Origin of the sequence: Methylobacterium aquaticum (assembly GCF_016804325.1) — a bacterium.
Taxonomy (GTDB): domain Bacteria; phylum Pseudomonadota; class Alphaproteobacteria; order Rhizobiales; family Beijerinckiaceae; genus Methylobacterium; species Methylobacterium aquaticum_C.
This window is the reverse complement of record NZ_CP043627.1, coordinates 1294062-1319098: the sequence shown is the minus strand read 5'-3', so window position 1 is coordinate 1319098 and position 25037 is coordinate 1294062. Positions and strand designations below refer to the sequence as shown.

At 71.9% G+C, this 25037-nt stretch carries 20 protein-coding genes, 2 pseudogenes and 1 riboswitch; of the genes and pseudogenes, 17 read left to right on the top strand and 5 right to left on the bottom strand.

Features of this window, described 5'->3' with window-relative positions; all coding sequences use genetic code 11:
* The first annotated feature begins 279 nt into the window (after positions 1 to 279).
* Both F1D61_RS05765 and F1D61_RS05760 read left to right on the top strand, forming a co-directional pair.
* Positions 280 to 1551, top strand: coding sequence for a polyhydroxyalkanoate depolymerase (locus F1D61_RS05765; protein ID WP_203156878.1), 1272 nt, complete (start codon positions 280 to 282; stop codon positions 1549 to 1551).
* Positions 1552 to 1718: 167 nt separating this feature from the next.
* On the top strand, positions 1719 to 2462 hold the full coding sequence (locus tag F1D61_RS05760; RefSeq protein ID WP_203156877.1) for a M48 family metallopeptidase: 744 nt from the start codon (positions 1719 to 1721) through the stop codon (positions 2460 to 2462).
* A 131-nt stretch (positions 2463 to 2593) separates the two neighbouring features.
* Here F1D61_RS05760 and F1D61_RS05755 read toward each other — a convergent pair whose 3' ends face one another.
* Positions 2594 to 2959: a hypothetical protein gene (locus tag F1D61_RS05755; RefSeq protein WP_203156876.1), complete on the bottom strand. Its 366-nt coding sequence runs from the start codon at positions 2957 to 2959 to the stop codon at positions 2594 to 2596.
* A gap of 261 nt (positions 2960 to 3220) precedes the next feature.
* Between F1D61_RS05755 and F1D61_RS05750 the strand changes: the two genes are divergently transcribed.
* From F1D61_RS05750 to F1D61_RS35265, 4 genes and pseudogenes are all read left to right on the top strand, one after another.
* A complete protein-coding gene (locus F1D61_RS05750; RefSeq protein ID WP_432443290.1) occupies positions 3221 to 3724 on the top strand; it encodes an invasion associated locus B family protein in 504 nt (167 codons plus the stop codon).
* A 44-nt stretch (positions 3725 to 3768) separates the two neighbouring features.
* The gene (locus F1D61_RS05745; protein ID WP_246775734.1) at positions 3769 to 4362 is read left to right on the top strand and encodes a hypothetical protein; all 594 of its coding nucleotides are present in this window, start codon (positions 3769 to 3771) and stop codon (positions 4360 to 4362) included.
* An 8-nt stretch (positions 4363 to 4370) separates the two neighbouring features.
* Positions 4371 to 6353 carry a glycosyltransferase family 2 protein gene (locus F1D61_RS05740; protein WP_203156873.1) on the top strand — a complete coding sequence of 661 codons (1983 nt, stop codon included), beginning with the start codon at positions 4371 to 4373 and terminating at the stop codon, positions 6351 to 6353.
* A pseudogene (locus tag F1D61_RS35265) lies at positions 6350 to 7959 on the top strand (glycosyltransferase). Before F1D61_RS05740 ends, F1D61_RS35265 begins: the two are co-directional and overlap by 4 nt.
* 498 nt (positions 7960 to 8457) lie before the next feature.
* On the opposite strand, the gene F1D61_RS05730 reads toward F1D61_RS35265, so the two are convergent.
* Together F1D61_RS05730 and F1D61_RS05725 are read right to left on the bottom strand one after the other, a co-directional pair.
* Positions 8458 to 9792, bottom strand: a complete 1335-nt coding sequence (locus F1D61_RS05730; RefSeq protein WP_203156872.1) for a Gfo/Idh/MocA family protein — start codon at positions 9790 to 9792, stop codon at positions 8458 to 8460.
* A 145-nt stretch (positions 9793 to 9937) separates the two neighbouring features.
* On the bottom strand, positions 9938 to 10147 hold the full coding sequence (locus F1D61_RS05725) for a hypothetical protein (protein ID WP_203156871.1): 210 nt from the start codon (positions 10145 to 10147) through the stop codon (positions 9938 to 9940).
* Between the two features lie 152 nt (positions 10148 to 10299).
* Here F1D61_RS05725 and F1D61_RS05720 point away from each other — a divergent pair, with 152 nt between their 5' ends.
* From F1D61_RS05720 to F1D61_RS05710, 3 genes are all read left to right on the top strand, one after another.
* Complete coding sequence (locus F1D61_RS05720; RefSeq protein ID WP_203156870.1) at positions 10300 to 11511, top strand: putative DNA modification/repair radical SAM protein; 1212 nt, start codon at positions 10300 to 10302, stop codon at positions 11509 to 11511.
* Positions 11512 to 12942 carry a UdgX family uracil-DNA binding protein gene (locus F1D61_RS05715; RefSeq protein ID WP_203156869.1) on the top strand — a complete coding sequence of 477 codons (1431 nt, stop codon included), beginning with the start codon at positions 11512 to 11514 and terminating at the stop codon, positions 12940 to 12942. It begins immediately after the preceding gene.
* 92 nt (positions 12943 to 13034) lie between these two features.
* On the top strand, positions 13035 to 13418 hold the full coding sequence (locus F1D61_RS05710; protein ID WP_203156868.1) for a hypothetical protein: 384 nt from the start codon (positions 13035 to 13037) through the stop codon (positions 13416 to 13418).
* Positions 13419 to 13841: 423 nt separating this feature from the next.
* On the opposite strand, the gene panB is transcribed toward F1D61_RS05710, so the two are convergent.
* On the bottom strand, positions 13842 to 14684 hold the full coding sequence (panB, locus tag F1D61_RS05705; RefSeq protein ID WP_203156867.1) for a 3-methyl-2-oxobutanoate hydroxymethyltransferase: 843 nt from the start codon (positions 14682 to 14684) through the stop codon (positions 13842 to 13844).
* A 236-nt stretch (positions 14685 to 14920) separates the two neighbouring features.
* Here panB and F1D61_RS05700 point away from each other — a divergent pair, with 236 nt between their 5' ends.
* The 3 genes and pseudogenes from F1D61_RS05700 to F1D61_RS34990 form a co-directional block, all read left to right on the top strand.
* Positions 14921 to 15364, top strand: coding sequence for a hypothetical protein (locus tag F1D61_RS05700; RefSeq protein WP_246775733.1), 444 nt, complete (start codon positions 14921 to 14923; stop codon positions 15362 to 15364).
* Between the two features lie 108 nt (positions 15365 to 15472).
* Positions 15473 to 16795 (top strand): lipopolysaccharide biosynthesis protein, encoded by a 1323-nt coding sequence (locus F1D61_RS05695; RefSeq protein WP_203156866.1) that lies wholly within the window; start codon positions 15473 to 15475, stop codon positions 16793 to 16795.
* Positions 16792 to 17667 (top strand): annotated as a pseudogene (locus tag F1D61_RS34990) (GNAT family N-acetyltransferase); the annotation flags it as partial. The gene F1D61_RS05695 and the pseudogene F1D61_RS34990, both read left to right, overlap by 4 nt.
* Positions 17668 to 18039: 372 nt before the next feature.
* On the opposite strand, the gene tsaA reads toward F1D61_RS34990, so the two are convergent.
* Positions 18040 to 18531 carry a tRNA (N6-threonylcarbamoyladenosine(37)-N6)-methyltransferase TrmO gene (tsaA, locus tag F1D61_RS05685; RefSeq protein ID WP_203156865.1) on the bottom strand — a complete coding sequence of 164 codons (492 nt, stop codon included), beginning with the start codon at positions 18529 to 18531 and terminating at the stop codon, positions 18040 to 18042.
* Between the two features lie 97 nt (positions 18532 to 18628).
* Here tsaA and F1D61_RS05680 point away from each other — a divergent pair, with 97 nt between their 5' ends.
* From F1D61_RS05680 to F1D61_RS05665, 5 genes are all read left to right on the top strand, one after another.
* Positions 18629 to 20107, top strand: a complete 1479-nt coding sequence (locus tag F1D61_RS05680; protein ID WP_203156864.1) for an AMP nucleosidase — start codon at positions 18629 to 18631, stop codon at positions 20105 to 20107.
* Positions 20108 to 20112: 5 nt separating this feature from the next.
* On the top strand, positions 20113 to 20616 hold the full coding sequence (locus tag F1D61_RS05675; protein ID WP_203159399.1) for a hypothetical protein: 504 nt from the start codon (positions 20113 to 20115) through the stop codon (positions 20614 to 20616).
* Between the two features lie 299 nt (positions 20617 to 20915).
* Positions 20916 to 21398, top strand: a complete 483-nt coding sequence (locus F1D61_RS33910; protein WP_246775732.1) for a hypothetical protein — start codon at positions 20916 to 20918, stop codon at positions 21396 to 21398.
* A complete protein-coding gene (locus tag F1D61_RS05670; RefSeq protein WP_246775731.1) occupies positions 21374 to 23263 on the top strand; it encodes a putative bifunctional diguanylate cyclase/phosphodiesterase in 1890 nt (629 codons plus the stop codon). The genes F1D61_RS33910 and F1D61_RS05670 overlap by 25 nt, the downstream gene beginning before the upstream one ends.
* Before the next feature lie 357 nt (positions 23264 to 23620).
* Positions 23621 to 24553, top strand: coding sequence for a TAXI family TRAP transporter solute-binding subunit (locus tag F1D61_RS05665; RefSeq protein ID WP_203156863.1), 933 nt, complete (start codon positions 23621 to 23623; stop codon positions 24551 to 24553).
* A gap of 99 nt (positions 24554 to 24652) precedes the next feature.
* A riboswitch (cobalamin riboswitch) is annotated at positions 24653 to 24874 on the top strand.
* Positions 24875 to 25037: the final 163 nt, after the last annotated feature.

Sequence of the window (25037 nt, the reverse complement as noted above, 5' to 3'; positions counted from 1 at the left end):
GGCGGGGAGATGGAAACCCTTCGCGCTCCAGTGCGTTGCCTTCGACGGCGAACGTGCCGGTTCAGGGCCGGCGCATGGCCGGTCCGGGCCGGTCATCGCACTGCACAAGGCACACGCGGGAGTTGAGGTAAAAAAGGCACAGTTCCACCTTTTGACACCTTGGATTTCCGTAAGTGTTGCCCTTCAATATCGGACCTCTATTGTCCTGACTCCCAATCGGGACAGGCGTCTCCCGGCGGCGGTGCGCGCGCCTCTGGGTCAATCGTGGACGGTGGCGTCATGGATCTCTCGTATTTCTGGTATGAAGCCGCGCACTGGATGTTGACGCCTGCCCGTGCGGCCGCCGACGCCACGCAGCTCGCGTTCAAGAACCCGGTCAACCCGATCACCTACACGCCCTATGGCCGGACCGTGTCGGCGGCCTGCGAGATGTTCGAGCGCACCACGCGCCGCTACGGCAAGCCGGCCTTCAACCTGCCCAGCACCGTCGTCGAGGGCGTGGTCACGGACGTGACCGAGCGGATCGTGTGGTCGAAGCCGTTCTGTCAGGTCATCAAGTTCGACCGCGCCCTGAAGCGCCCGACGGCGCAGGCCCAGCCGAAGGTGCTGGTGGTGGCGCCGATGTCGGGCCACTACGCCACGCTCCTGCGCGGCACCGTCGAGGCGATGCTGCCCGCCCACGAGGTGATGATCACCGACTGGATCGACGCCCGCATGGTGCCGCTCGAGGCCGGCCGCTTCGACCTCGACGATTACATCGACTACCTGATCGAGATGTTCCAGGCCCTGGGGCCGGACCTGCACGTGATCGCGGTGTGCCAGCCCTCGGTGCCGGTCTTCGCCGCCGTCGCCCGCATGGAGGCCGAGGGCATGCAGGGCGTGCCGACCTCGATGACCCTGATGGGCGGCCCGATCGACACCCGCCGCTCGCCCACCGCGGTGAACTGCCTCGCCGCCGAGCGCGGCTCGGAGTGGTTCAAGCGCAACTGCATCACCGTGGTGCCGCCGGGCTATCCCGGCACCTGGCGCGAGGTCTATCCCGGATTCTTCCAGCTCTCCGGCTTCATGGGCATGAACCTCGACCGTCACCTGACGGCGCATTGGGACATGTTCAAGCACCTGGTGCGCGACGACGGCGACTCGGCCGAGAAGCACCGCGACTTCTACGACGAGTACCTGTCGGTGATGGACCTGACGGCGGAGTTCTACCTCCAGACCGTCAACACCGTCTTCGTCGAGCACGCCCTGCCGAAGGGCACGATGCGCCACCGCGACAAGCCCGTCGATCCCGGCGCGATCCGCCACTGCGCCATCATGGCGGTCGAGGGCGAGAAGGACGACATCTCGGGCGTCGGCCAGACCCTCGCGGCCCTCGACCTGACGACGAACCTCTCGGCCGAGCGCAAGCTCTACCACCTGCAGCAGGGCGTCGGCCATTACGGCGTCTTCAACGGCTCGCGCTTCCGCGCCAACATCGCGCCCCGCATCTCCGCCTTCATGCACGAGATGCAGGGCACGCAGGCCCTCGCCGACCTGCGCGAGGCGTCCTGATCCTCTCCATCCGGCGCCGCCCCCGCGGCGCCGGTCCTTCGCCCTGACGCCTCACCATGACGACGTCGCCGGTCCGCCGCCTGCGCGCCTGGGTCGCCGGACTTCTCGGCCTCGCGCGACGCACCGGGACGCTGACAGGCTCCGGGTCTCCCGGATACAAGGGTGGCATGCGAGTCGCGCTCCTTCGCCGTTCGGCGCCCGAACCCAGCCACGTCACCGTCATCCACGCCGGCACCTGCTACCCGGTCGCCGTGCGCCGCCGCGCGACCGCGCGGCGCATCACCCTGCGGGTGTCGAGCGCCACCGGCGAGATCGTCCTGACCCTGCCGGAGCGCACCGCCCTCGCCGCCGCGCAGGCCTTCGCCGATTCCCACGGCGCCTGGATCGCCGCCCGGGTGGCCAAGCTCCCCGAGCGCGTCGCCTTCGTCCCGGGCGCGTTGGTGCCCCTGCGCGGCGTTCCCCACCGCATCCTGCACTGGTCGACGACGTCCGGCGCCACCCTCGCCACGACCGAGCCGGACGGCACGCCGGTGATCGCGGTCTCCTGCGGGCTGCCCCACGTAGCGCGTCGGGTCCGCGACTTCCTGGAGGCCGAGGCGCGGCGCGACCTCACCGAGGCGGTGGCGCGCCATGCCGGGGCGCTGGGCCGGACGCCGAAGCGCCTGACGGTGCGCGACACCCGCAGCCGCTGGGGCTCGTGCTCGGCCGCCGGCCACCTGAATTTTTCCTGGCGGCTGATCATGGCGCCGCCCGCGGTGCTCGACTACCTCGCGGCGCACGAGGTCTCGCACCTCGCCGAGATGAACCACTCGGATCGGTTCTGGCGCGTCGTCGAGACGCTGTCCCCGGGCTACGACGAGCCCGAGGCCTGGCTGAAGCGGCACGGGACGGAGCTGCACCGCTACGGGTGATCGGGCCGAGGGCCTATCGCGATTCGCTCTGAGAAATCTCGAACCGTCCGGGTCATTCCGGGCTCCGCTTCGCGGCCTTGGAATGACCCGGAGGATGGTCATTCCGTCGCGGTAAAGACAGATTCGGCCGCTCAGCCCTTCGTCCGCACCACCACGACGCGCTGCGCCGGCCAGGCCGGGCGCGGATCGACGTGGCCCGGGTTGAGGGTGCGCGGCGCGATGCTGTCGCAGGTCTCGCGCTGGCGCAGGATGACCTCGCCGTACTCGCCCCGGCGCCGGATCGTCCCGCCGTCGCGGCAGAACCCGGCGATCTCGGCCGAGCGCGAGGCCCGGCGACCGCGCGGGTTGCGCGGCACGGGCGGGTGCTCGATCGTCAGCGTCGCGTCCCGGTTGAGCGAGCGCTCGACATAGGTGGTCTCGCCGATCGGCAGCGACTGGGCTTGGGCATACCCGGCGGTCAGGACCAGGAGGGCGAGGGTGGGGGCGGCGAGTCTCATCGTGGGCTCTCGCGAAGAGGGGCGGATCCGGGGCGGTCGAGCCGGTATGAACCGGAAACCATGCACAACCGTGAACGGCACGCGGCCCCGGACGCGGCCGGACGGGATCCTCCTGCTAAGCCCGTTTCCCTCCGCGGGTTCCCGACCCGAACGGGCGCCTCGGCTTGACAGCATCCCGGCCCCGTGGTCGGAACGCCCCCGGGACCGGCGGATGGCCGGGGCAGCGGAGCGGTGAACGGCGTGGGAGACAGCTTGCAACGGATCGGACGCCGGGTGCGGGCCGCCACCCTCGGATTCGCGCTCGCGGTCGGCCTGCCGGCCGGGACCGCCCTGGCGCAGGGCGCGGTCAAGCAGACCTTCGACGACTGGCAGCTGCGCTGCGAGACGCCCGCCGGCGCCAAGGCCGAGCAATGCGCCCTGGTGCAGTACGTCGCCGCCGAGGACCGGCCGAACCTGTCGCTCGTGGTGATCGTGTTGAAGACCGCCGACAACCGCGGCACCCTGCTGCGGGTCGTGGCGCCGCTCGGCGTGCTCCTGCCCTCCGGCCTCGGCCTGAAGGTCGACCAGGCGGAGATCGGCCGCACCTCCTTCGTGCGCTGCCTCTCCACTGGCTGCGTCGCCGAGGTGGTGATGGACGACAAGCTCATCACCCAGCTCAAGACCGGCAAGCAGGCCACCTTCATCGTCTTCCAGACGCCCGAGGAAGGGGTGGGCATCCCCCTGTCCCTCAAGGGGTTCAAGGAAGGCTTCGACAGCCTGAAGTGATCGACGAGCGGGAGCGAATTGTGACGGCCGGTTGTCTTCGTAGCTTGAGCCTCGGTCCCCTCGCCCTGGCGTTCAGCCTGCTCGCCGCGTCGGCGCAGGCGCAGAACGCGGCGCCGCCGGACGAGGGCAATCCCTTCACCAACATCTTCAAGTACGGCGGCACCACCAAGCCGCCCGAGGCGCCGCCCAGCCTCGACGACGTCTATTGCCCGACCATCGACGTGGCCGAGGGCGGCGCCTCGCTCCAGACCATGGCGGGAAGCACGGTGCGGACGCAGATCCGCCTCGGACAGGTCAGCCGTTCCTGCCAGCCCGGGGCGAACGGCGGCATCGTCGTCACGGTCGGCGTGCAGGGCATGGTCCTGCTCGGGCCCGGCGGCGCCCCCGGCCGCTTCAACGCCCCGGTGACCGTCACGGTGAAGAACGGCAGCCAGGTCATCGCCCGGCGCAGCCGCCAGGGCTCCGCGACGATTCCCGCCGGCCAGGCCAGCGGCAGCTTCACCGTGGTGGAGGAGGGGATCGTCGTTCCGGCCAACCTCGCGCGCGACTTCGAGATCGAGGTCGGCCTCGGCAGCTCGGGCAAGCCCGCACGGGCGCCCCGGCGCAAGCCCGCCGCCGCAGCGCCGGCCGACGGTTGACCGCCCGGGTGGCGGCGAGGGAGGCAACCTGGCGTCTCGCCCCCCGCCCTGACGATCCGGATTTCTCCCGCGCCCTGGTCTTCGAACGGCTGCCGGCCGGGCGCTGGCTCGCCCTCGACTTCGCCCTCGACCGCTTCGCCGCGCCGGTGCGGCCGGTTCTGCGCTTCGCGAAGCGCGACGGCAGCCACGAGGATGCGCTGCTGCCCGGACCGGTGCTCGGACGCGCCTCGTGGCTCGGTCCGGTCCCGCCCGGCACCGAGGACATCCGTCTCGCCGCCCCGCAGGAGGGATTCCGGATCGAGACGGCGCGGCTCCTGTCGCGCATGGCCGTCCTCGCCCTTTGCGCCCGCCGCCGGCCGGACAGGCTGCCGATCGCGCTCTACCAGTGGCTGCGCCGCGACGCGCGCCGCCTGCGCAACACCCTGCGCATCGCGGCCTGCGTGCGGCCGGTTTCGCGATACCCGGTCTGGAAGGCGGAGCATGCGCGGCCGTTCGAGCCCGCCTTCGACCGGGTGCCCGCGGGTCTGCCGCGTCTCGGCCTGATCCTGGAGGCGGGGCCGGAGGACGAGGCGGCGGTCCGGCGCACCCTCGCGGCGCTGCTGGCGCAGAGCCATCGCGACTGGCGCCTCGCCCTGCGCTGGCGGGGCCCGGTGCCCGCCGGCCTTCCGGGCGATCCGCGGATCGCCGCCGATCCCGTCCCGGACGGAGCCGCGACCGGATTCCTGCATCCCGGCGACGCCCTCGCCCCCGACGCGCTCGCCCATCTCGCCGCCGCCTTCGCGGGAGCGGAGCCCGCCGACCTCGCCTACGCCGACAGCGAGGTCGAGACGCCCGAGGGCCTGCGACCCCGGCTCACGCCGGGATGGAGCCCGGACCTCGCCCTGACCACGCTCTATCCCGGGCGGCCGCTCCTCGTGGGGGTGGATCTCGTGGCGCGGAGCGGCTGGCGGCCGGGGCAGGGTGCCCGCGCGCTCCTGCTCGCCGCGACCCTGGCGGGACCTCGGCGCGTCCGGCGCATCCCCCGCCTCCTCGCCCGCGTCGCCCCGGAGGCGCCGGATCCCGACGGCCACGCCGCGGACCTCGCGGTGGCGCTGCGCCGTGCCGGCAATCCCGCCGTGCCGGTGCGGAACGGCGACATCCTCGACCTCGACTGGCCGCTGCCCGACCCGCCGCCGCTCGTCTCGGTCATCGTCCCGACCCGCGACCGGCCGGAACTGCTGCGCGTCGCCGTGCGGGGCGTGCTGCACGACACCGCCTATCCGGCCCTCGAACTGGTCATCGTCGACAACGGCTCGACCGATCCGGCGGTCGCCGCCCTCTACGCCGAGTGGGAGACGGACAAGCGGGTGCGCCGCCTCGACCATCCGGGTCCGTTCAACTTCTCGCGCCTCGTCAACGACGGCGCCAGCGCGAGCCGCGGCGAGGTTCTGGTGCTCCTCAACAACGACGTGGAGGTGCTGCATCCCGACTGGCTCTCCGCGATGGTGCGCCAGGCCCTGCGGCCGGAGGTCGGGGCCGTCGGGGCGAAGCTCCTGTTCGGCAACGGCCGGATCCAGCATGCCGGGGTCGTGGTCGGGCTCGGCGGCCGGGCCGGGCACATCCTGCGCAACCGCCCCGCCGACACGCCCGGCCATCTCGGCCGCCTCACCGTCGCGCACGAGGTCGCCGGCGTCACCGCCGCCTGCCTGGCGGTGGCGCGCCGCAAGTTCGAGGCGGTCGGCGGGCTCGATGCCGAGGCGTTTCCGGTCGATTTCAACGACATCGACCTCTGCCTGCGCCTCGGCGCCCGCGGCTGGCGGTCGGTCTGGACCCCGCGTGCCGTGCTCGCCCACCACGAATCGGTCAGCCGCGGTCCCAGCGTCGGCCCGGCCCGGGCCCGATTCGAGGCGGAGGGCGACCGCTTCGCCGCGCGCTGGCGCTCGGTGATCCGGGACGACCCGTATTACCACCCGGCCTTCTCGGTCACGACCTTCGGGGAGGAGCTGGAATGAGGCTGCCGCCTCACCCGGCCTTCGACATCGTGCGCTTCGCCGAACGACAGCCCGGGCCCGCCCGGCGCTGGCTCGTCCGGTTGCTGCTGGCGCTGATGCGCCCGGGCGAGGCCTGGGCGGTCGCCCGGGCGCTCCTCGCCGGCAAGAAAGTGCGCGCCCGCGACCGTGCCGCGATCCTCTGGGGCGCCCGCCACGCCCTCCGGCCGCCGCCGTTGCCGACCGGCGAGGCCGAGGCGGTCCCGAGCCTGCGCGTCGCGACCCCGGCCGAGATCCTGTCCGGCGGGGGCGGCGCGGCCGCGGTCGTCGTGCTGACGGCCCCGGGTCACCGGCTCGTGCCGGGCGCGCCCACCGCCATCGCGGAGGCCTTCGCGGCCGATCCCAACCTTGGCGCCCTCTATGGCGACGCCGTGGTGCTCGGGCGCGGGGGTGAGCCCCGGCTGCCGATCCTGCGCCCGGCCTTCGACCCCGATTACCTGCTCGCCGCCGACCTCATCGGCCCGGTGGTCGCGGTCCGCCGGTCGGTGCTCGACCGGCTCGGGCTCGATCCCGCCCTGCCGGGTGCCGAACCCGCCGACCTTCTGTTGCGGCTCGCGGCCGAGAACCCGCGGGCGATCCGCCACCTGCCGCGCATTCTCTCGACCTGGTCGCCCTTCGCGGCCGACCCGCCCGAGGGCTGGGGGCAGTCGCGCCGGGCCCTCGCCGAGCGCCATCTCGCGGGAGCCGGCCGCGTCGAAGCCGCCGGCGGGATCCTCACCCTGCGCCGCGACCTGCCCGTGCCGCCCCTCGCCAGCCTGATCATCCCGACCCGCGACCGGGTCGAGCTGCTGCGGGCCTGCATCGAGAGCATCCGGGCCCGGACCGACTGGCCGTCCCTCGAGATCATCGTCTGCGACAACGACAGCCGCCATCCCCGCACGCTCGCCTATCTCCGGCGGCTGGCGGGGAGGGCGTGCGCGTGCTGCCCTGCCCGGGCCCGTTCAATTTCGCGGCGATGAACAACCGGGCGGCCGCCGAGGCGCAGGGCGGGCTCCTGGTCTTCGTCAACAACGACGTGGTGGCCTGTCAGGGCGACTGGCTGCGCCGGATGGCCGAGGAGGCCCTGCGGCCGGGGGTCGGCGCGGTCGGCGCGAAGCTCCTCGACGTGCGCGAGCGGATCCAGCACGGCGGCATCGTGCTCGGTACCGGCGGCCTCGTCACCCATGCCCACCGCCACATCCCCGGCACGGCGCCGGGCTATCTCGCGTCGCTGCGGGCGACGCACCGGGTCTCGGCGGTCACGGCGGCCTGCCTGGCGGTCGAGACACACAAGTTCCGGATGGTCGGCGGCTTCGACGAGGCGACCTTCGCCGTCGATTTCAACGACGTCGATCTTTGCCTGCGCCTGGAGGCGGCAGGCTGTCGCACGCTGATGGTGCCGGGCGCCGTGCTCCATCACCACGAGGCCGCGAGCCGGCGCTGGAACCCGGAGGCGCGCACCCGCCACGAGGCCGAGGTGGCGGCGTTGCGGGCGCGGTGGGGGGCGCGTCTGGATGCCGATCCCTGGTACCACCCGGGCTTCGATCCGCAGGCGGGGACGTATGTCCGGTTGCGGGCAGGGGCCCGGTGACGAGGTCTCCGACCGAATCACGACGATCGTGACGCCCTCCGGGTCGTCTCCGGTGGGTGTGATCTAGGCTGCTCGCGCCCTTCGACCAAGTCGCATCGTCTTTCGGCGATGCAGCGCCCATCATCGGTGCTTACTAGCCGAATTTCGCACGATTACGTGGGATTCGTGAAGTCATTCAGAGCCTGGTTTAGCTGAGAGATTTGACGAACACTGAGAGATATCAAGAGATATCCTACCTTCCCACCTCATCCTGAGGTGTCAGTCGATCGCAGATCGACTGACCTCGAAGGAGGGCTCCAGAACTCTCAGGGCTAGCTGGAAGTCTCCTTCGAGGTCAGCCGATTTTCAATCGGCTAACACCTCAGGATGAGGTTGGAGGGTAGGATGATCCCGCCCGCCTCAAGTCTTGGGTAAAAATCCTGCTCAGACAGGCTCTCAGACCGCTGGTCTTCCTGTGTCTTCCGCGGCGAACCGGCGCCGGCTTCGTCGTCAGATGCGTCAGCCCGCCTCCTCCGGCTCCGGGCCGCGGGTCTGGTCGAGGGCCTTGCCCGTCCGCTCCTTGCCCTCGCCCGTTTCGTCCTTGCCGACGACCCGCTCCGGCCCCTTCAAGGCCACCGTCGTGCCGGTGCGGGCGGCCTCGTAGATCGCCTCCATCAGGATCTGGTCCTGCAAGCCCTCCTCGCCCGGGGTGCGGGGCGTACGGTTCTCCAGGATGCAGGTCGCCATGTGGTCGATCTCGAGGGCGAACTGGTTCTTCTCCCCCAGCACCCGCTCCTCCTTCGCCTCGGCCTTGCCCTCGCGGTGGCTCAGGAAAAGGCGCTGGCCCTGATACGCGAAGGCGTTCTGGAGCTGGATCGCGCCGCCCTCGGCCTGGACGGTGAGCGAGCGGGTCTCGTGCGCGCCGTAGCTGGTGGAGCAGAGCGCCAGCGCGCCGGACGGAAACCGCAGGGTGAACGCGACCGTCTCCTCGACCTCGCGATAGAGCGGATCGTCGGGCGAGTGGATCTGCGCCTGGACCGAGACCGGCTCCTCGCCGGTGAGCGCCCGCACGCCGTTGAGGCAGTAGAGCCCGATATCCGGCAGCGCGCCGCCGCCGGCCAGGGCCGACTTCATCCGCCACTGCTCGGGCAGGCTCATGGTCTGGGTGTTGGTCGCCTCGATCAGCTTGACCTTGCCGTATTTCCCGCTGCGCGCAAGCCGCACGACCTCGCGGTTATGGGGCTCGTACTGGCAGCGATAGGCGATCATCAGCTTCACCTTCGCCCGCGCGCAGGCATCGATCATCGCCCGCGCCTCGCCCGAGGAGACCGCCATCGGCTTCTCGCACAGGACGTGCTTGCCGGCGCCCGCCGCGGCGATCACCTGGTCGCGGTGGAGCGCGTTCGGGGTCACGATGTAGACCGCCTTCACCTCCGGGTTGCGGGCGAGCGCGTCCCAGCCGTCATAGCCGTAGACCGCATCGGGCCTGACGCCGTATTGCGCCGCCACCGCTTTGGCCTTCTCCGGCGAGCCCGACATCAGGGCGACGAGCTTCGCCTTGCGGCACTGAGTGAGCGCGGGAAGGATCTCCTCCAGCGACAGCCGGCCGAGGCCGACGACCGCGAAGCCGACCCGCTCGCCCGGCGGCAGCGGTGCCGGCGGCGGCGCGGAAGGGCGGTCGGAGGGGCCGCGCCAGTTCGGAAACGTCACCTTGCCGTTCTCGACCTTGCCGGTATCGACCGGCCGCTCGGGTCCGGGCGTTCCTTGCGCCGCCGCGCTGCCGAGTCCGACCAGGGTGGCGCCACCAGCCATCATCAGGCTCCGGCGCGAGAGGGCGGTGACATCGTCCGGCATCGGGCAACCATCCGTTGGGCCAAAGAGCCTGCGCAACGTGCCGGGGATGGGAGGGTTCCGCTGCCGGCCGGCGCCGGACCGGACAAGCGAAAGGCCGGCTCTCCCGGGCCGGCCTTCCAAAAAACTCCAGGCGGAAAAGAACGGACTATTCGCCCGCCATCATCTCCGGCGAGAAATGCCCGCACCAATCCTGCGCCGAGACCACCGGCCAGAGGCCGTGGCCCTGCGGCTCGGGCTGGCTCACCGGCGGGTTGAAGCGGCACAGGCCCTCCTCGCCCTGGGCCGAGGCGCCGTTGAGCTTGTGGTCGTCGAAGTAGCGGCAGCTGCGGCAGTTCGCGGACGGGTTCGTCGCCATCGTGTGCCTCCGTGCAAATCAGAACGATTCCAATCGAGCAGATAACGGGGGGCCGGGCGGCGGGTTCCCGGGTGACCCGATGCGGCTTTCGACCACGGGGGAAAGACAGGTTCCGTCTTGAACATATCAGGAACGACCGCCAGTTTGCGGAGATGGATGACGCCCTGAAGAAGAAGCTCACGGTTCTCGCCGACGCGGCGAAATACGATGCCTCCTGCGCCTCGTCGGGGGCGCCGAAGCGCAAGGCTGAGGCCGGCGGGCTCGGCTCGACCACCGGGGCGGGCATCTGCCATGCCTACACGCCGGACGGGCGCTGCGTCTCGCTGCTCAAGATCCTGCTCACCAATTACTGCCTGTTCGACTGCGCCTATTGCGTCAACCGGCGCTCCTCGAACGTGCGGCGGGCGAAGTTCTCGGTCGACGAGGTGGTGACGCTGACGGTCGAGTTCTACAAGCGCAACTACATCGAGGGATTGTTCCTCTCCTCCGGCATCATCCGCTCGCCCGACCACACGATGGAACAGCTGATCCGGGTGGCGAAGACCCTGCGCCAGCGCCACGGCTTCCGCGGCTACATCCACCTGAAGACTATCCCTGAGGCGAGCCCGTGGCTGATCGAGCAGGCCGGGCTCTATGCCGACCGGCTGTCGATCAACCTCGAACTGCCGACCGAGGCAAGCCTGGAGCGGCTGGCGCCGGAGAAGGACGGCGCGGCGATCCAGACCGCGATGGGCCAGATGGGCGAGCGCATCCTGCAGGCCAAGGAGGAGAAGCGCCGTTTCGCCCCGGCCGGGCAATCGACCCAGGTCATCGTCGGCGCCGATGCCAGCACCGACGAATCGCTGATCCGCACCAGCGCCCGCCTCTACGACCATTACGGCTTGAAGCGGATCTACTACTCGGCGTTCAGCCCGATTCCCGACGCCGCCTCGATCCTGCCGAGCAAATCGCCGCCGCTGCAGCGCGAGCATCGGCTGTACCAGGCCGACTGGCTGATGCGGTACTACGAGTTCTCGCCCGACGACGTGGCGGGGGCGACCGAATCCGGCATGCTCGCCCTCGACGTCGACCCGAAGCTCGCCTGGGCCCTGCGCAACCGGGACCGCTTCCCCGTCGACGTCAACACCGCCGACCGGGAGATGCTGCTGCGGGTGCCGGGCCTCGGCGTGCGGGCGGTGGACAAGATCGTGGCGGCGCGCCGCCACGCGACCCTGCGGCTCGACGACGTCGCCCGCCTGACCTCGGGCCTGAAGCGCGCCCGGCCGTTCCTGATCGCGGCCGATTACGCGCCGACCCGGCTCACCGACCGGCTCGACCTGCGCGCGCGCCTCGCCGAGCCGCCGCGCCAGCTGAGCCTGTTCTAGATGGGCGCCCACACGATCCGGCTCGAACCCGGCGCCGACCTCGACGGGTTTCGCACCGCGATCCGACACCTCGTCCCCGCCGGCATCCCGCCCGAGACGGTGACGTGGATCGAGGGCGATGCCGCCTCGCTGTTCCCCGAGGAGGAGCCGACGGAGCCCGGCCCGCCGCTCGCCCTGCCGCGGGCGGCGGCAGCCCTGATCCCGCCGGTCGTCATGCACCGCGATCCCGAGCGCTACGGCCTCCTCCACCGGATGGTCTGGCGGGTGGCGCGAGGAGAGCGCCACCTGGCGGAGGTGGCGAGCGACCCGCTCGTCCATCGTCTGGCCATGATGCGAAAGAGCGTGGCCCGCGACCTGCACAAGATGCACGCCTTCCTGCGCTTCCGCCGGGCAGGGGAGGGAGCGGGCGGGCGCGAGCGTTTCGCCGCCTGGTTCGAGCCCGAGCATCACATCCTGGCGGAGGCGGCGCCGTTCTTCTCCGCGCGCTTCCCGTCGTTCGACTGGTCGATCCTGACGCCGGACGGCTCGGCCCATTGGGACGGCCGGGCCCTGCGCTTCGGGCCGCCGGGCCGGCGCGAGGACGTGCCGGAACAGGACGCCTTCGAGGCCGGCTGGACCGATTACTATTCCAGCACCTTCAACCCCGCCCGCACCAACCTGGCGGCGATGCGGGCCGAGATGCCCAAGAAATACTGGCACAACATGCCCGAGACCGCAGCGATCGCCGGCCTGGTGCGCGAGGCCGGCCGGCGGACCAGCGAGATGATCGCCCGGGCGCCCGAGGCGCCGGTCAAGCGCGTGCCCGCGCGCGCGCTCGCCGCGATGGCGGCGCAGGAGCCGGCCTCGCTGGAGGCGCTGAACGCGATCATCCGCGCCTCCGCGCCGCTGGTCCCGGGCGCGACGCAGGCCGTGCTCGGCGAAGGCCCACTGGGTGCGGACATCGCCTTCGTCGGCGAGCAGCCGGGCGACCAGGAGGATCTGCAGGGACGGCCCTTCGTCGGCCCGGCGGGGCAGCTCCTGTCGCGAGCCCTGCGCGAGGCCGGGATCGACCGCGATCGCGCCTATCTCACCAATGCGGTCAAGCATTTCAAGTTCGAGCAGCGCGGCAAGCGGCGCATCCACCAGAAGCCCGGTGCCGGCGAGGTGGCGCATTACCGCTGGTGGCTCGAACGCGAGCTCGCCTTCGTGGCACCGCGCCTCGTCGTCGCGCTCGGGGCCACCGCCGTGCTGGCGCTCTCCGGCCGGCAGGTGCCGATCACCCGCGCCCGCGGGCCCGCGACCTTCGACGACAAGCCGTATCGGGGCTTCGTCACCGTCCACCCCTCCTACCTGCTGCGCCTGCCCGACGAGGCAAGGGGGGAGGCCTATGCCGGGTTCGTCGCCGACCTGCGGCGGGCGGCGGCCCTCGCGGCGGAGCCGAGAGCCGCGTGAACCCAGCCGCTCACCGCGCGTCAACGCTGCGTTGCGGCAACCAACCGTCCGCTGCCGAGTTTGTCGCCAGACCAAATCGGGAAACGAGGACCATGAGGCTGATCGTGTCCGCCCTCGCGGCGGGAGCTTGCCTGGCCGGTGCCGTCGCGCCGGCTCTTGCCAGAACCAGCGCCAAGGCACCGAACCGCTTCGACGGCACCTGGAGCGTCGAGGTCATCACCGAGAGCGGGGCCTGCGACAAGGCCTACCGCTACGGCGTCATCATCGAGAACGGCCAGGCCCGCTATGCCGGCGGCGGCGACTTCACCGTGACGGGCCGGGTGCAGCCGAGCGGCGCCGTGCGGGCGACGATCAGCCGGGGCGATGCCGCCGCGCAGGTCGTCGGCCGGCTCGCCGAGGGCACCGGCAACGGCAACTGGAGCACCTCCGGCGGCGCCTCCTGCAAGGGCCGGTGGAACGCCGAGCGCCGCGGCTGAGACGGTGCCGCGGCTCAAGCACTGGCTGTGTATGGATGTCCCACTCGCGACCTCGTTCTGATGTGCGAGCGAGGCGAGCCTCGAAGGAGGGCTCCAGAAGTCTCCGAGCTGACTGGAGATCTCCTTCGAGGTCAGTCGATCAGAGCCTGTTTGACCTAATTAAGCACTTACTCCCACACACGACCTCATCCTGAGGTGTTAGCCCATCGAAGATGGGCTGACCTCGAAGGAGGGCTCCAGGGATCGCGAAGACTTCTGGAGCCCTCCTTCGAGGCTCCTTTCAGTCGCACCTCAGGATGAGGTCGCGAGAGGGATGAAAAAGGTCGTTGCAGCTAAGTTTTCGCAAATCAAACAGGCGCTCAGAGACCGGCTGACACCTCAGGATGAGGTGGCGAATGGGAATGGCTGACGCCGCAGATCGCATCATTCCTGCGGCGGTCCCCGACGCTCGCCATAGGTATGCGCTTCCTCGGGGAAGCGTCCGGACCGGACCTCGTCGGCGTAGGTGCGTACCGCCGCGTCGATCTCGTCGCGCAGGCGCCCGAACGGCCTGACGAATTTCGGAATGCGCTCGGACAGGCCGAGCATGTCCTCCAGGACGAGGATCTGGCCGTCGCAGAACGGCGAGGCGCCGATGCCGATGGTGGCCGCCGTCACCTCCGGCGCGCTCGCGATCGCCCGGGCCACCGGCTCGACGATGCCCTCCAGCACGATCGCGAAGGCGCCGGCCTCGCTGATCGCCCGGGCATCCTCCAGGAGCAGGCGCGGGGCGTCCGGTCCTTTCCCTTGCACCCGGAAGCCGCCCATCGTGTGGATCGATTGCGGCGTGAGGCCGACATGGCCCATCACCGGCACGCCGCGCCGGGTCAGAAACGCCACCGTCTCGGCCAGGTGCGCCCCGCCTTCCAGCTTCACCGCCCCGGCGCCGGTTTCCTTCAGGATGCGGGCCGCGCTGGTGAAGGCCTGCTCGCGGCTCGCCTCGTAGGAGCCGAAGGGCATGTCGACCACGACGAGGGCTCGGGCCGTGCCCCGCATCACCGCCTGCGCCTGGAGGATCATCATGTCCAGGGTCACGGGCAGGGTCGAATCGAGCCCGTGCATCACCATGCCGAGAGAGTCGCCGACCAGGACGATGTCGCAATGCGGATCGATGAGGCGCGCCATCTGCGCGTGGCAGGCGGTCAGCGCGACGATCTTGCCGCCGTCGGCCTTGCGCCGGGCGATGTCCAGGGTCGTCAGACGGCGGGATTCCACGACCTGCGACATGGTGCCGGCTCCTCGTTCCGGCGGGGGCCCCGCCCGGTTGCGCGGGGCTTTATAGAAGGCCCCGGCCCCCGGTGCAGCCCGTACGAGCGGGGGGCGGTCTCTGCTCGGCTAAGCTTCGGGCGCCAATCACACGACTCTGAAAATTCGACATCCCGATCGGATTTTGCCCAAGATCCGCCCTTGATCGGCACGAGGCTTGCCGGGACGAAAGCGGTTGATTCGGCCGAGGCCCGGATATGAGAGTTCTGCTGTACGGCGCGATCTGCACCCTGGCGGCGATGGAGCTGGCCGCTGCGGCCCACCCGGCCGTGGCCGCTCCGGCGTCCCGCGCCGAGCACCGGCGCGCGGTGCTCACCCCCCTGGAACAGGCGGCGACCGATTGCTTTGCCGAGACCATCGGCAACAATCCGGCGGCGCTCGCCCATGCCCGGGCCGGGCGGTGGTACGAGGCGGCGGGCGTGATCGGTTTCCTGTGCCGGCCCGAGGTCGACGCGATGACGAGAGCCCGCGACCATTTCGAGGGGCGCGGCGCCGGCGGCCGCTACTTCACCGGCCCCTATGCCCGCCATCTCGGCCAGGAACTGGCCCGGCGCCTCGAACCGCTGCTGACCACCAAGGCCGTGGCCAATGCCGAGCCGCGTCCCGACAGCGAGGCGCCGGCGGCGGCCGGGGAGCCGTGACGGCACCGGTTCCGGGGACGTTGCTGGATTCGATCCGGCGCGCTTAACCCCCCCGCAAGCCCGACCGGCTAGCAAGGAGCCTCACGCAGCGCGTTTCGGAGCGGCGGGATGGCGGCCGGGGCTTCGATCAACGAGACGGAAGCCGGCGGCGGCGCCGGCACCGCGCTCGCGGTGTTCGGCGTGCGGATCGCCGCGGCGGCCTGCGCCTTCGTCGCCCAGGTGCTGATGGCCCGCCTGATGGGCGGCGAGGAATACGGGATCTTCGCCACGGTCTGGGTCTGGACCGCCCTGCTCGGCCACGGCTCGACCTGGGGCCTGTCGCAAGCCGCCTGCCGCTTCCTGCCGACCTACCGGGCGCAGGGCGCCGCCGGGCCGGAACGCGGCTTCCTCGCCTTCGGGGCCGTGTTCTCCCTCGCCGCGGCCTCGCTCCTGGCGGGGCTCGGCGCCGGGCTGCTCTGGCTCCATCCCGGCCTCGTCGCCGGGGCTTACGCCGGCCCGGTGCTCGTCGCGGCCCTGGTGCTGCCGCTCTTCGCGCTCCAGGATTTCTGCGAGGGCGTGGCGCGGGGCCGCAACTGGACGCTGCTGGCCGTTGCGCCGCCCTATCTCCTGCGCCAGGGCCTGATCATGGCCTTCATGCTCGCGGCGGTCGGGTTCGGCGCGCCGGCCGAGGCCGCGGTCGCGGTGGCCTGCACGCTCGCCGCCACCGCCCTGTCGCTGGCGGTGCAGGCCGCGACGCTGCTGCGGCGCCTGGGACGGGAGCGCAAACCGGACCGCGCCCTCTATCCGTGGCGCGACTGGCTGCGGGCGGCCCTGCCGATGGCGCTGATCGATCTCGCCGGCTCCGGCTTCAACTTCGTCGACGTGCTGGTGCTGGGCTTCCTGCTGCCGCCGGCCGAGGTCGGCGCCTACTTCGCCGCGACGCGGCTGTTGCAATTCGTGGTCTTCGTCCAGTACGCCGCCTCCTCGGTGACGGCGCAGCGCTTCGCCGAGGCGCAGGCGCGGGGCGACCGGGCCGGGCTCGAAGCCCTGATCCGGCGCTGGTCGCGCCTCACCCTGCTGGCGACGCTGGCGACCGGCCTTGCCGTCGTGGCAGCGGGCCCGCTGCTCCTCGGCCTGTTCGGGCCCGACTTCCGCGAGGCCCTGCCGCTGCTGGCGCTCCTCGTCGCCGGCCACGGCCTCGCCGCCGCCTTCGGCCCGGCGGAGGATCTCCTGACCATGCTGGGGGCCGAGCGGGCCTGCGCCGCCGTCACGGTCGCGCTCCTCGTCGCCGCGGTGCTCCTCACCCTGGTCCTGGTCCCGCTCCTCGGCCTCACCGGCGCGGCGCTTGCCGCCGGCCTGGTGACCGCCGGGCGGGGTGGAATCCTGGCGCTCCTGGCGCATCGCCGCCTCGGTCTCCTCACACCGTCCTTCATACCGGCCTTCGCCCGATGAACGCCCACGCGCTCCCGACCGCGACCCTCGCCCCGGCCTGCGAGGTCACGACCCTTGCCGCCCTGAGCCGGGACTCCGAGGCCTGGGATGCCCTGGTCGCCCGTGCCGATGCGCCGACGCCCGATTATGCGCCGCGGGTCATGGCGGCGCATCGCGATCACGGGCTGGCGCCCGCGGACCTGCCCTGCCTCGCGGTGCGGGCCGGTACGGACCTCCTGGCGCTGCTGCCGTTCCGGATCGGGCGCGGGCCCCTCGGGCTCGGCCGGATCGCCCGGCCCTTCGCCTCGCCCTACCTCACGGTGACGGCGCCCCTGGTGGCCGCCGGGCCCGCGGGCGCCCCGGCCCTCGCGGCGCTGGCCTCCGGCATGCGGGGGCTCGGGGCTCCCTGGTGGTGGCCGCTCCTGCCGGATAGTTCGGGCCTGCTTCCGGCGCTCGCCCGCGACGGCTGGGGCAGCGCGGAGGTCTCGCGCTTCCTGCGCCCGGTCCTCGACCGGCGCGCCAGCCACGATGCCTTCCTGGCGGCCCACCCGCACAAGGGCCGGCTCAAGGACCTGCGCCGCCGCCGGCGGCGCCTCGACGAGGCCGGTACCGTCACGTTCGAGGCGATCGGGCCGGACGGGGATCTGGCGGGGGCGGTCGCGGAATTCCTCGCCCTCGAACGAAGCGGCTGGAAGGGGCGGGCCGGCACCGCGCTTGCCTGCCGGCCCCGGACCGAAGGCTTCGCCAAGGCCCTGTTTCGCGCCGGCGACGGACCGGTGAGCGCGCGGGCCGACCTGCTGCGCCTCGACGGGCGGGTGATCGCCGCGAGCCTCGCGCTGGTCTGCGGCGGCACCGCGACCCTGCTCAAGACCGCCTATGACGAGGATCTGCGCGCGCTCGCTCCCGGCGTGCTGCTGGAGGCCGAGATCGTCCGGGCCCTGCACGAGACCCGCTTCGCCGATCGGCTCGATTCGGCGACCCTCGCGAGCGCGGTGCTCGACGACCTGTATCCCGAGCGCGCCCGGATCGGCGAGGTCGTGGTCTCGCCGCCGGGCGGGCCCCGGCGGATCGCCTCGCCGCCCGGGCGCTGCGGCAGCATGCCGCCAAGGACTGGATCAAGGCGCGGCTCGCCGGCTTTCGCCGTCGTTGACCTCCTGCGCGGTCTCACCAGACTTGCGAGGGCAGGCCAACGCTCCGCCCGCTCAGGTTCTTGTCCGGACGCAGATTTTTCGCGCCGAACCGGTCACCGCTTCGGCGAAGTCGGCTCAGGTGCGCCGCGATCCGACCTGGGCCTGCGGCCGGGCATCGGTCGAGGCGAAGTAGGGCTTGATGTCGAGGAGCGGGGTGCCGTCGAGGCAGTCGAGCCCGCGCACCCGGAGCCGGCGGTCCTCGATGCCGAGCAGTTCGACCACGGAGACGGCGATCGGGTTCGGGCGGGCCGGCGAGCGCAGGGAAAACGTGCCGCGCGGGGCTGGCGCGTGGCGCGGCTGCTGCGCCACCAGGTTCCGCGGCGCCCGGTCCATCCAGTAGAGCACGATCAGGTGGGTGGTGCCGTCCAGGTTCGCCAGGGCCGGGGCGAAGAGGGGATCGACTTCGAGGGTGCAGACCGCGTCCGATTGCGCGGAGTTGCGCGGGCAGTCCCTCCGCTCGGTCCAGGGCGTGCGCACCCGGCCGACGAAGTAGAGGCCGGCATCGAACCCCGCCGGCAGGTCCACGCTCTCCTCGCCCGGCCTCGGGCCGAATTCCGCATCGCTCATCGCTCGTCCCAATCGATTCCGAGGGCGGGATCCGGGTCGCCCCGCCGCTCCGCCCGGTATAGGCTGGTCGCCGGGGCATCAGGGAGACCGATCGACCGTGTTCGCCGACGAACTGAGACCGATGGAGACGGTGGCCGATCCCGAGACGGCGGTCGACCGCCTGGCAGCGTTGCACGCCGCCGCCACCGGGAGCCTGCGGGACGCGCTGACCCGCTTCCTCGCGGAGGGCGTGCCTCCCGACGCCGCCGAGCGGCTGACCTTCCGCTATCCCGAATTGCGCCTGACCTACGACCCGACCGGGCCGATGCCGCGGATCACCCGCGCCACCGCGAAGTTCCAGGGCCCGGGCGTCTACGCCACCACGCTCACCCAGCCGGCGCATTTCCGCGCCTACCTGCTCGAGCAGTTGCGGCCGCTGGTGCAGGATTACGGCGCGACGATCGAGGTGGGCCTGAGCGCCCAGGAGATCCCGTACCCCTACGTCGTCGAGCCCGGGGCGGAGCTGGCCCGCGGCGTCACCTCGAGCGACCTCGCGCGCCATTTCCCGACCCCGATGCTGTCGAGCGTCGGCGACGAGATCGCCGACGGGCTGTGGCTGGAGGCCGGCGGCGAGCCCCGGCCGCTCGCCCTGTTCGACGGGCCGCGGGTCGATTATTCGCTGCGCCGCCTCGTCCACTATACCGGGGCCGACTGGCGCCAGATCCAGCCCTGGATCCTGCTCACCAACTACCACCGCTACGTCGACCAGTTCGTGCGCGTCGGCCTCAAGGCGCTGGCCGCCGAGCCGGAGCGCCATGCCCGCCTGGTCCTGCCCGGCGGCATCGTGGTCGAGGCGGCGGATGCGGCGGGAGCCTCGGCCGATGCGCTCATCGCCGCCTCGCCCTGGCACCGGTTCCAGATGCCGGCCTACCACCTCGTCGCCCGCGACGGGCAGGGGACGAGCCTCGTCAACATCGGCGTCGGCCCCTCCAACGCCAAGACGATCACCGACCACCTGGCGGTCTTGCGGCCGCATTGCTGGCTGATGGTCGGCCATTGCGGGGGCCTGCGCCAGTCGCAGACGATCGGCGACTACGTGCTCGCCCACGGCTACCTGCGCCGCGACCGGATCCTCGACGAGCTGGTACCGCCGGACGTGCCGATCCCGGCTCTCGCCGAGGTCCAGGTCGCGCTCCAGGAGGCTGCGGCCAGCGTCACCGGCGAGCGCGCGGAGGCCTTGAAGCAGCGCCTGCGCACCGGCACGGTGGTGACCTACGACGATCGCAACTGGGAACTGCGCTGGTCGCAGGAAAGGCGGCGGATCAACCTGTCGCGGGCGATCGGCGTCGACATGGAGAGCGGCACCATCGCGGCGCAGGGCTACCGCCTGCGGGTGCCCTACGGCACGCTGCTCTGCGTCTCCGACAAGCCGCTCCACGGCGAGATCAAGCTGCCGGGGGCCGCCAACGCCTTCTACGAGCGGGCGGTGGGCGAGCACCTGCTGATCGGTCTTGCCACCCTCGATTCCCTGCGGCGCAACCGCCACGGCCTGCATTCGCGGAAATTGCGCAGCTTCGACGAGCCGCCGTTCCGGTAGGCCCGATGTCCCTGCCGATCTCGAACAGCCGCCACGTCGCCGTGGCCGACGACGGCACGACGCGCGTCGTCGCGATCGCCGAACTGGCCGCGTCGCTCGGCGCCGACGCGCTGATCCGCCTGCACGAGGAGGATTTTTCGGCGCTGGCGGGTCACGGAAGCGACCTCGTCCACTTCAACCTCGAACGCACGATCAACCGCGTCGGGCTGCGCTACGCCCTGCTGCCGATCCACCGGGCCGGCCGCCGCCGGCCCGGCGGCGCCGAGGAGCTGCCGGTTCTCGACCCGACCCGGTTCCGGACCGGCCTGTGCGTGGCGGTGCGCCAGCGCGTCCCCGTGGCGGCGGTGACGCCGGAGCTGTTTGCGGCCTCGCTGCCGACGATCCGCGACGCGGACGCCCTCGCGGGGGCCCTGGTGCGCCGCTATGCCGGCCTGTTTCCCGACCTCGACCCGGCGGACCTCGTGGCCCGGGGCTGCGCGATCACGCGCCTGCGGCTCGACGAGGAATAGCGCGGAGGATATCGAAACCGTCGATGAGGAGAACGGGGCTCCGGCACTCTTCGACGTCTCGTCCCCGTTTCTCCACGACGTTCCGCAAGGTGTGCGCCAGGTCCGGGCAGACTAAGACCACGTTCCTATTCGAACGTCTGCCGGCCTCCGTGGTGACGGATTCGGGGCGCTGCCACCGTCCGACCGTTCGAATCCCGTGCGGGACATGCCCGGAGGTGAGAATCAGCCGAAGTATTTTACCGGTTCGCAACCGGCTTTCCGCCACGGTACCGGGAGCCGAGGCTGGACGTGACCCTCTCATGCTGCAGACCGCCGAAACCCTGCTCGCCCTGCATGACGGGCGGCTCATCGGCCTGTCGCTGCTGATCGGCGTGCTCGCCGCGATCACCATGATCGACCTGCTCCAGCACGCCCGCGCCACCAGCGGCACCAGCCGGGGGATCTGGATCTCGGCCGCCGCCATCGCCGGCGGGTTCGGCCTGTGGGCGAGCCAGGTCATCGCGCAGGCCGCGATCCGCGACCCCGACGGGATGCTGCAGCGACGCGAGGTGCTGCTGCTCGGCCTCGTGCTGATGGTGATCTTCGCCGGGTGCGGCCTGCGGGCCGCCGTCTCGGCGCCCCGCCGCATCGCGCCCGCCCTCGGCGGCGGCCTGATCGGACTGGGTCTCGCCGCGGTCGGAGCCTCGGTGTCGGCGAGCCTGCCGGGAGCGGGGGGGCGGCCTGGCTTGCCGGCATCGCCCTGTCCGGCCTGGCCGGCATGGTGCTCTCCGGCTTCGCCCTGACCTGCAGCCTGCGCGACAGCCCGGCGAGCCGCACCGCCGGAGCCATGCTCCTGTCCTGCGCCGTGATGCTGCCGCACGTCGTGTCGCTCGGCGTGGCCGGCGACGGGCTCGTGCCCGCGATCCTCGGCGGCCAGTTCGCCGCCTCGCTCGGCTTTGCCAGCCTGACGCTCCTCGTCCTCGCCTTCACCGGCCTGACCCTCGACGGCCGCTCCCGGCGCCGGCGCGAGGCGCAGGAGCTGATGAACAGCCTCGCCGACGCCGCGGTCGAGGGGATCGCGATCTGCGAGGGACAGCGCATCGTGACCGTCAACACCAGCCTCGCCGAGATGATCGGCCGGACGCCGGCGGCCCTGGTCGGCCAGCCGATCACCGAGATCCTGCCCGCTTCCGTGGTCGCCCGCCTCGATGCCGGCCCGCATGGCCAGCTCGTCGAGGCCGAGCTGCGGGGCGCGGATGGCGAGGCGCTGCCGGTGGACGTGATCCGCCGGCCGCTCGGCAACCGGCCCTGCCACGCGGTCGCCGTCCGCGACCTGCGGGCGCGGCGCAAGGCCGAGCAGGACATCCAGTTCCTGGCCCATCACGACACCCTGACCGGCTTGCCGAACCGGGCGACCTTCCGCGCCCGCCTCGACGAGGAGATCGCCGCGGCGCGGGCCGGCGGCGGCCTCGTGGCGGTGCTGTGCCTCGACCTCGACCGGTTCAAGGACGTCAACGACCTCTACGGCCACGCCATGGGCGACGGCCTGCTCCAGTCCCTGGCGCGCTGGATCGCCCCGGTGCTCGGGCCGCGGCAGATGATGGCCCGCCTCGGCGGCGACGAGTTCGCGATCCTGATGCCCGCCGTCGCGCGGCCCGAGGAGGCCGGGCTTTTGGCCGAGGCGATCCTGCGGGTGATCCGCGAGGGCAACCAGCGGGCGGGCACGGGGCCGATCCTGGCGACCAGCATCGGCATCGCCCTCTGCCCGACCGACGCCGACGACGCCCAGACCCTGCTCAACCACGCCGACGCCGCGCTCTACTGCGCCAAGAACCACGGCAGGGGCGTCCACCGCTATTTCGAGCCGGTCCTCGCCGCCCAGATCCGGGACCGCCGCTCCCTCGAGCACGACCTGCGCCACGCCGTCGAGCGGGGCGAGTTCCGGATCGTCTACCAGCCGCAGATGGCGATCGACACCGGGATCGTGGTCGGCTTCGAGGCGCTCCTGCGCTGGCAGCACCCGGACCGGGGCAACGTCCCGCCCGACCAGTTCATTCCGATCTCCGAGGAGACCGGCAGCATCCTCGGCATCGGCGAATGGGTCCTGCGCGAGACCTGCCGCGAGGCCGCCTCGTGGGACAAGCCCCTGCGCATCGCCGTCAACGTCTCGGCGATCCAGCTCCACGCCCCGGGCTTTGCCGAACTCGTCCACGAGGTGCTGTTCACCACCGGCCTCTCTCCCGCCCGCCTCGAACTCGAGATCACCGAGACGGCGCTCGTGCGCGATCCGGTCCGGGCGCTCGCCGCCCTGCGGCGGGTCAAGGCGATGGGGGTGCGGATCGCCATGGACGATTTCGGCACCGGGTACTCGTCGCTGTCGAACCTGCGCGCCTTTCCGTTCGACAAGATCAAGATCGACCGCTCCTTCATCCGCGCCGTCGACGTGAACCACGAGACCGCCGCGATCATGCGGGCGGTGCTGGGTCTGGGGCGGGGGCTGGGCCTCCCGGTCCTCGCCGAGGGCGTCGAGACCTCGGCCGAGCTCGCCTTCCTGGGATCGGAGAACTGCCACGAGGCCCAGGGCTATCTCCTCGGCCGCCCCGGCCCGATCGAGCAGTTCTCCGAGCATACGAGCGAGGCGCCCGGACAGGGGATCGCGGCGGCGTGAGGGTGTCGGATGGGGAGCCTCCAAGCCTGTTGAACAGGGTTTTCCTGAAGGCTTTTGACAATCGATAATGCCCTGTCCACTCACCTCATCCTGAGGTGTCAGTCTATCGGAGATGGACTGACCTCGAAGGAGGGCTCCAGTGACCGCTGCGACATCGGGAGCCCTCCTTCGAGGCTCCTTTCAGTCGCACCTCAGGATGAGGTCGTGGGTGGGACAGATGCCCTATGGGCTTCATGCCACGATCGTATACCGTGAGGCGGGATAACGAGCCCGATCAGGGGCGTAGCACGGCTTGCGCTGGATCGCCGGCACCCCATGCGCGCCGTGCCGATCGGGCCGATCGAGGACACTTCCACCATGTCGAAACGCCGGCTGATCGCCGCTGCCGCCTTCATCGGCCTCCTCGCCTCGGCTCGGGCAAGCGAACCCCTGCACCTCGTGCTCGCCACCGCGACGCCCGGCGGCGGTTTCCCGGCCTATGGCGCGGCGCTGGCGGCGGCGATCCGGGAGGTGGATCCGGATCTCACCCTGGAGTTGCGCGCCAGCAAGGGCTCGACCGAGAACCTGATCCTCCTGCGCGAGGGGCGGGTCGATCTCGGCCTCGTCCAGGGCGAATACGCCTACGAGGTGCTGGCCGGGCAGGGTACGCTGCCTGCCGTGACGGTGGTCGCGCCGGTCTACGCGGCGCCGGGCCTGTTCGTGGTGGCTGCCGACAGCCCGGTCCGCAGCCTCGACGACCTGCGCGGGCGGCCGGTGGCCCTGGGCACGCGCAGTTCCGGCCTCACCGCCATGGGGCGGACGATCCTGCGCGGGGCCGGCATCGACCCCGATCACGAAATCCGGCCGATCCTCCTCGACCATGCCGGCGACGGCCCGGCAATGGTGCGGGCGGGCCAAGCTGCGGCCCTGTTCGGCGGCGGCACCGGCTGGCCGGGCTTCCGCACCATGGCGGAGGGGCCGGGCGGGGCCCGCTTCCTCGGTCCCTCGGCGACGGCACTGCCTGCGATCCTCGCGGCGAGCCCGTCGCTACGGCGCATCACGGTCGCGCCCGGCACCTTCCCGGGCCAGGACGCGGCGATCGAGACGGTGGGATCCTGGAGCCTCGTCCTCGGCAAGCCCGGCCTCGACCCGGCGGCGGTGTCCCGCCTCGTCGCGGCGATCGACAAGGCGAAGCCGGCGCTTGCCCGGCGCCTGCCCCATGAGCGGCCGAGCGACCCGCGCGACCTGGCGCAGGCGGTCCCGGCGGCCTGGCTCCACCCGGCGACGGCGGCCTTCCTGCGCGGCGAGTAGAAGCCGGGAGGCTCCCGCCGCGGTGTGTTCCTGTGGACACAGGGCAGGCAACATTATTACATTGCGTTTCCGAGTGTTGCTTACGCACGGTCGGCCTGCCATGGATGGTGCCGCCAAGGTTCCCCGGGCGCGAGCTCGGGGCGAAGAGGGAATTCGGTGGGCCATCGAGTGCGTGAGCATTCGCGGCGAGACCGAGGCTGCCCCCGCAACTGTGAGCGGAGAGGTCCCGCCGCCGACAGCCACTGGTGCCCGCGCACCGGGAAGGCGAGGCGGGATCGACGATCCGCGAGCCAGGAGACCTGCCTTGCGCGCGCGCCTGTCGGCGCGGTCACGTCCCGCGGGCGGTGCGGCCCGGGGGAGCGCTCCGGCCGTGCGCCGTGCGATCGTCTTCGCGCGGGCGCGGCCTGCCGCTCGCCCGGACGCAGCCTCGCTGCAACATCGAGTGTGCCTCGTGAGAACCCGTCCGCTTCACCGCCCGCTGCCG

Bases quoted from the DNA above. Each gene is read 5' to 3' on its own strand.
- F1D61_RS05765 (WP_203156878.1), top strand. From the start codon at position 280: ATGGATCTCTCGTATTTCTGGTATGAAGCCGCGCACTGGATGTTGACG.
- F1D61_RS05760 (WP_203156877.1), top strand. From the start codon at position 1,719: ATGCGAGTCGCGCTCCTTCGCCGTTCGGCGCCCGAACCCAGCCACGTC.
- F1D61_RS05755 (WP_203156876.1), bottom strand. From the start codon at position 2,959: ATGAGACTCGCCGCCCCCACCCTCGCCCTCCTGGTCCTGACCGCCGGG.
- F1D61_RS05730 (WP_203156872.1), bottom strand. From the start codon at position 9,792: ATGCCGGACGATGTCACCGCCCTCTCGCGCCGGAGCCTGATGATGGCT.
- F1D61_RS05725 (WP_203156871.1), bottom strand. From the start codon at position 10,147: ATGGCGACGAACCCGTCCGCGAACTGCCGCAGCTGCCGCTACTTCGAC.
- F1D61_RS05720 (WP_203156870.1), top strand. From the start codon at position 10,300: ATGGATGACGCCCTGAAGAAGAAGCTCACGGTTCTCGCCGACGCGGCG.
- F1D61_RS05715 (WP_203156869.1), top strand. From the start codon at position 11,512: ATGGGCGCCCACACGATCCGGCTCGAACCCGGCGCCGACCTCGACGGG.
- F1D61_RS05710 (WP_203156868.1), top strand. From the start codon at position 13,035: ATGAGGCTGATCGTGTCCGCCCTCGCGGCGGGAGCTTGCCTGGCCGGT.
- panB (WP_203156867.1), bottom strand. From the start codon at position 14,684: ATGTCGCAGGTCGTGGAATCCCGCCGTCTGACGACCCTGGACATCGCC.
- F1D61_RS05700 (WP_246775733.1), top strand. From the start codon at position 14,921: ATGAGAGTTCTGCTGTACGGCGCGATCTGCACCCTGGCGGCGATGGAG.
- F1D61_RS05695 (WP_203156866.1), top strand. From the start codon at position 15,473: ATGGCGGCCGGGGCTTCGATCAACGAGACGGAAGCCGGCGGCGGCGCC.
- tsaA (WP_203156865.1), bottom strand. From the start codon at position 18,531: ATGAGCGATGCGGAATTCGGCCCGAGGCCGGGCGAGGAGAGCGTGGAC.
- F1D61_RS05675 (WP_203159399.1), top strand. From the start codon at position 20,113: ATGTCCCTGCCGATCTCGAACAGCCGCCACGTCGCCGTGGCCGACGAC.
- F1D61_RS33910 (WP_246775732.1), top strand. From the start codon at position 20,916: ATGCTGCAGACCGCCGAAACCCTGCTCGCCCTGCATGACGGGCGGCTC.
- F1D61_RS05670 (WP_246775731.1), top strand. From the start codon at position 21,374: ATGGTGCTCTCCGGCTTCGCCCTGACCTGCAGCCTGCGCGACAGCCCG.
- F1D61_RS05665 (WP_203156863.1), top strand. From the start codon at position 23,621: ATGTCGAAACGCCGGCTGATCGCCGCTGCCGCCTTCATCGGCCTCCTC.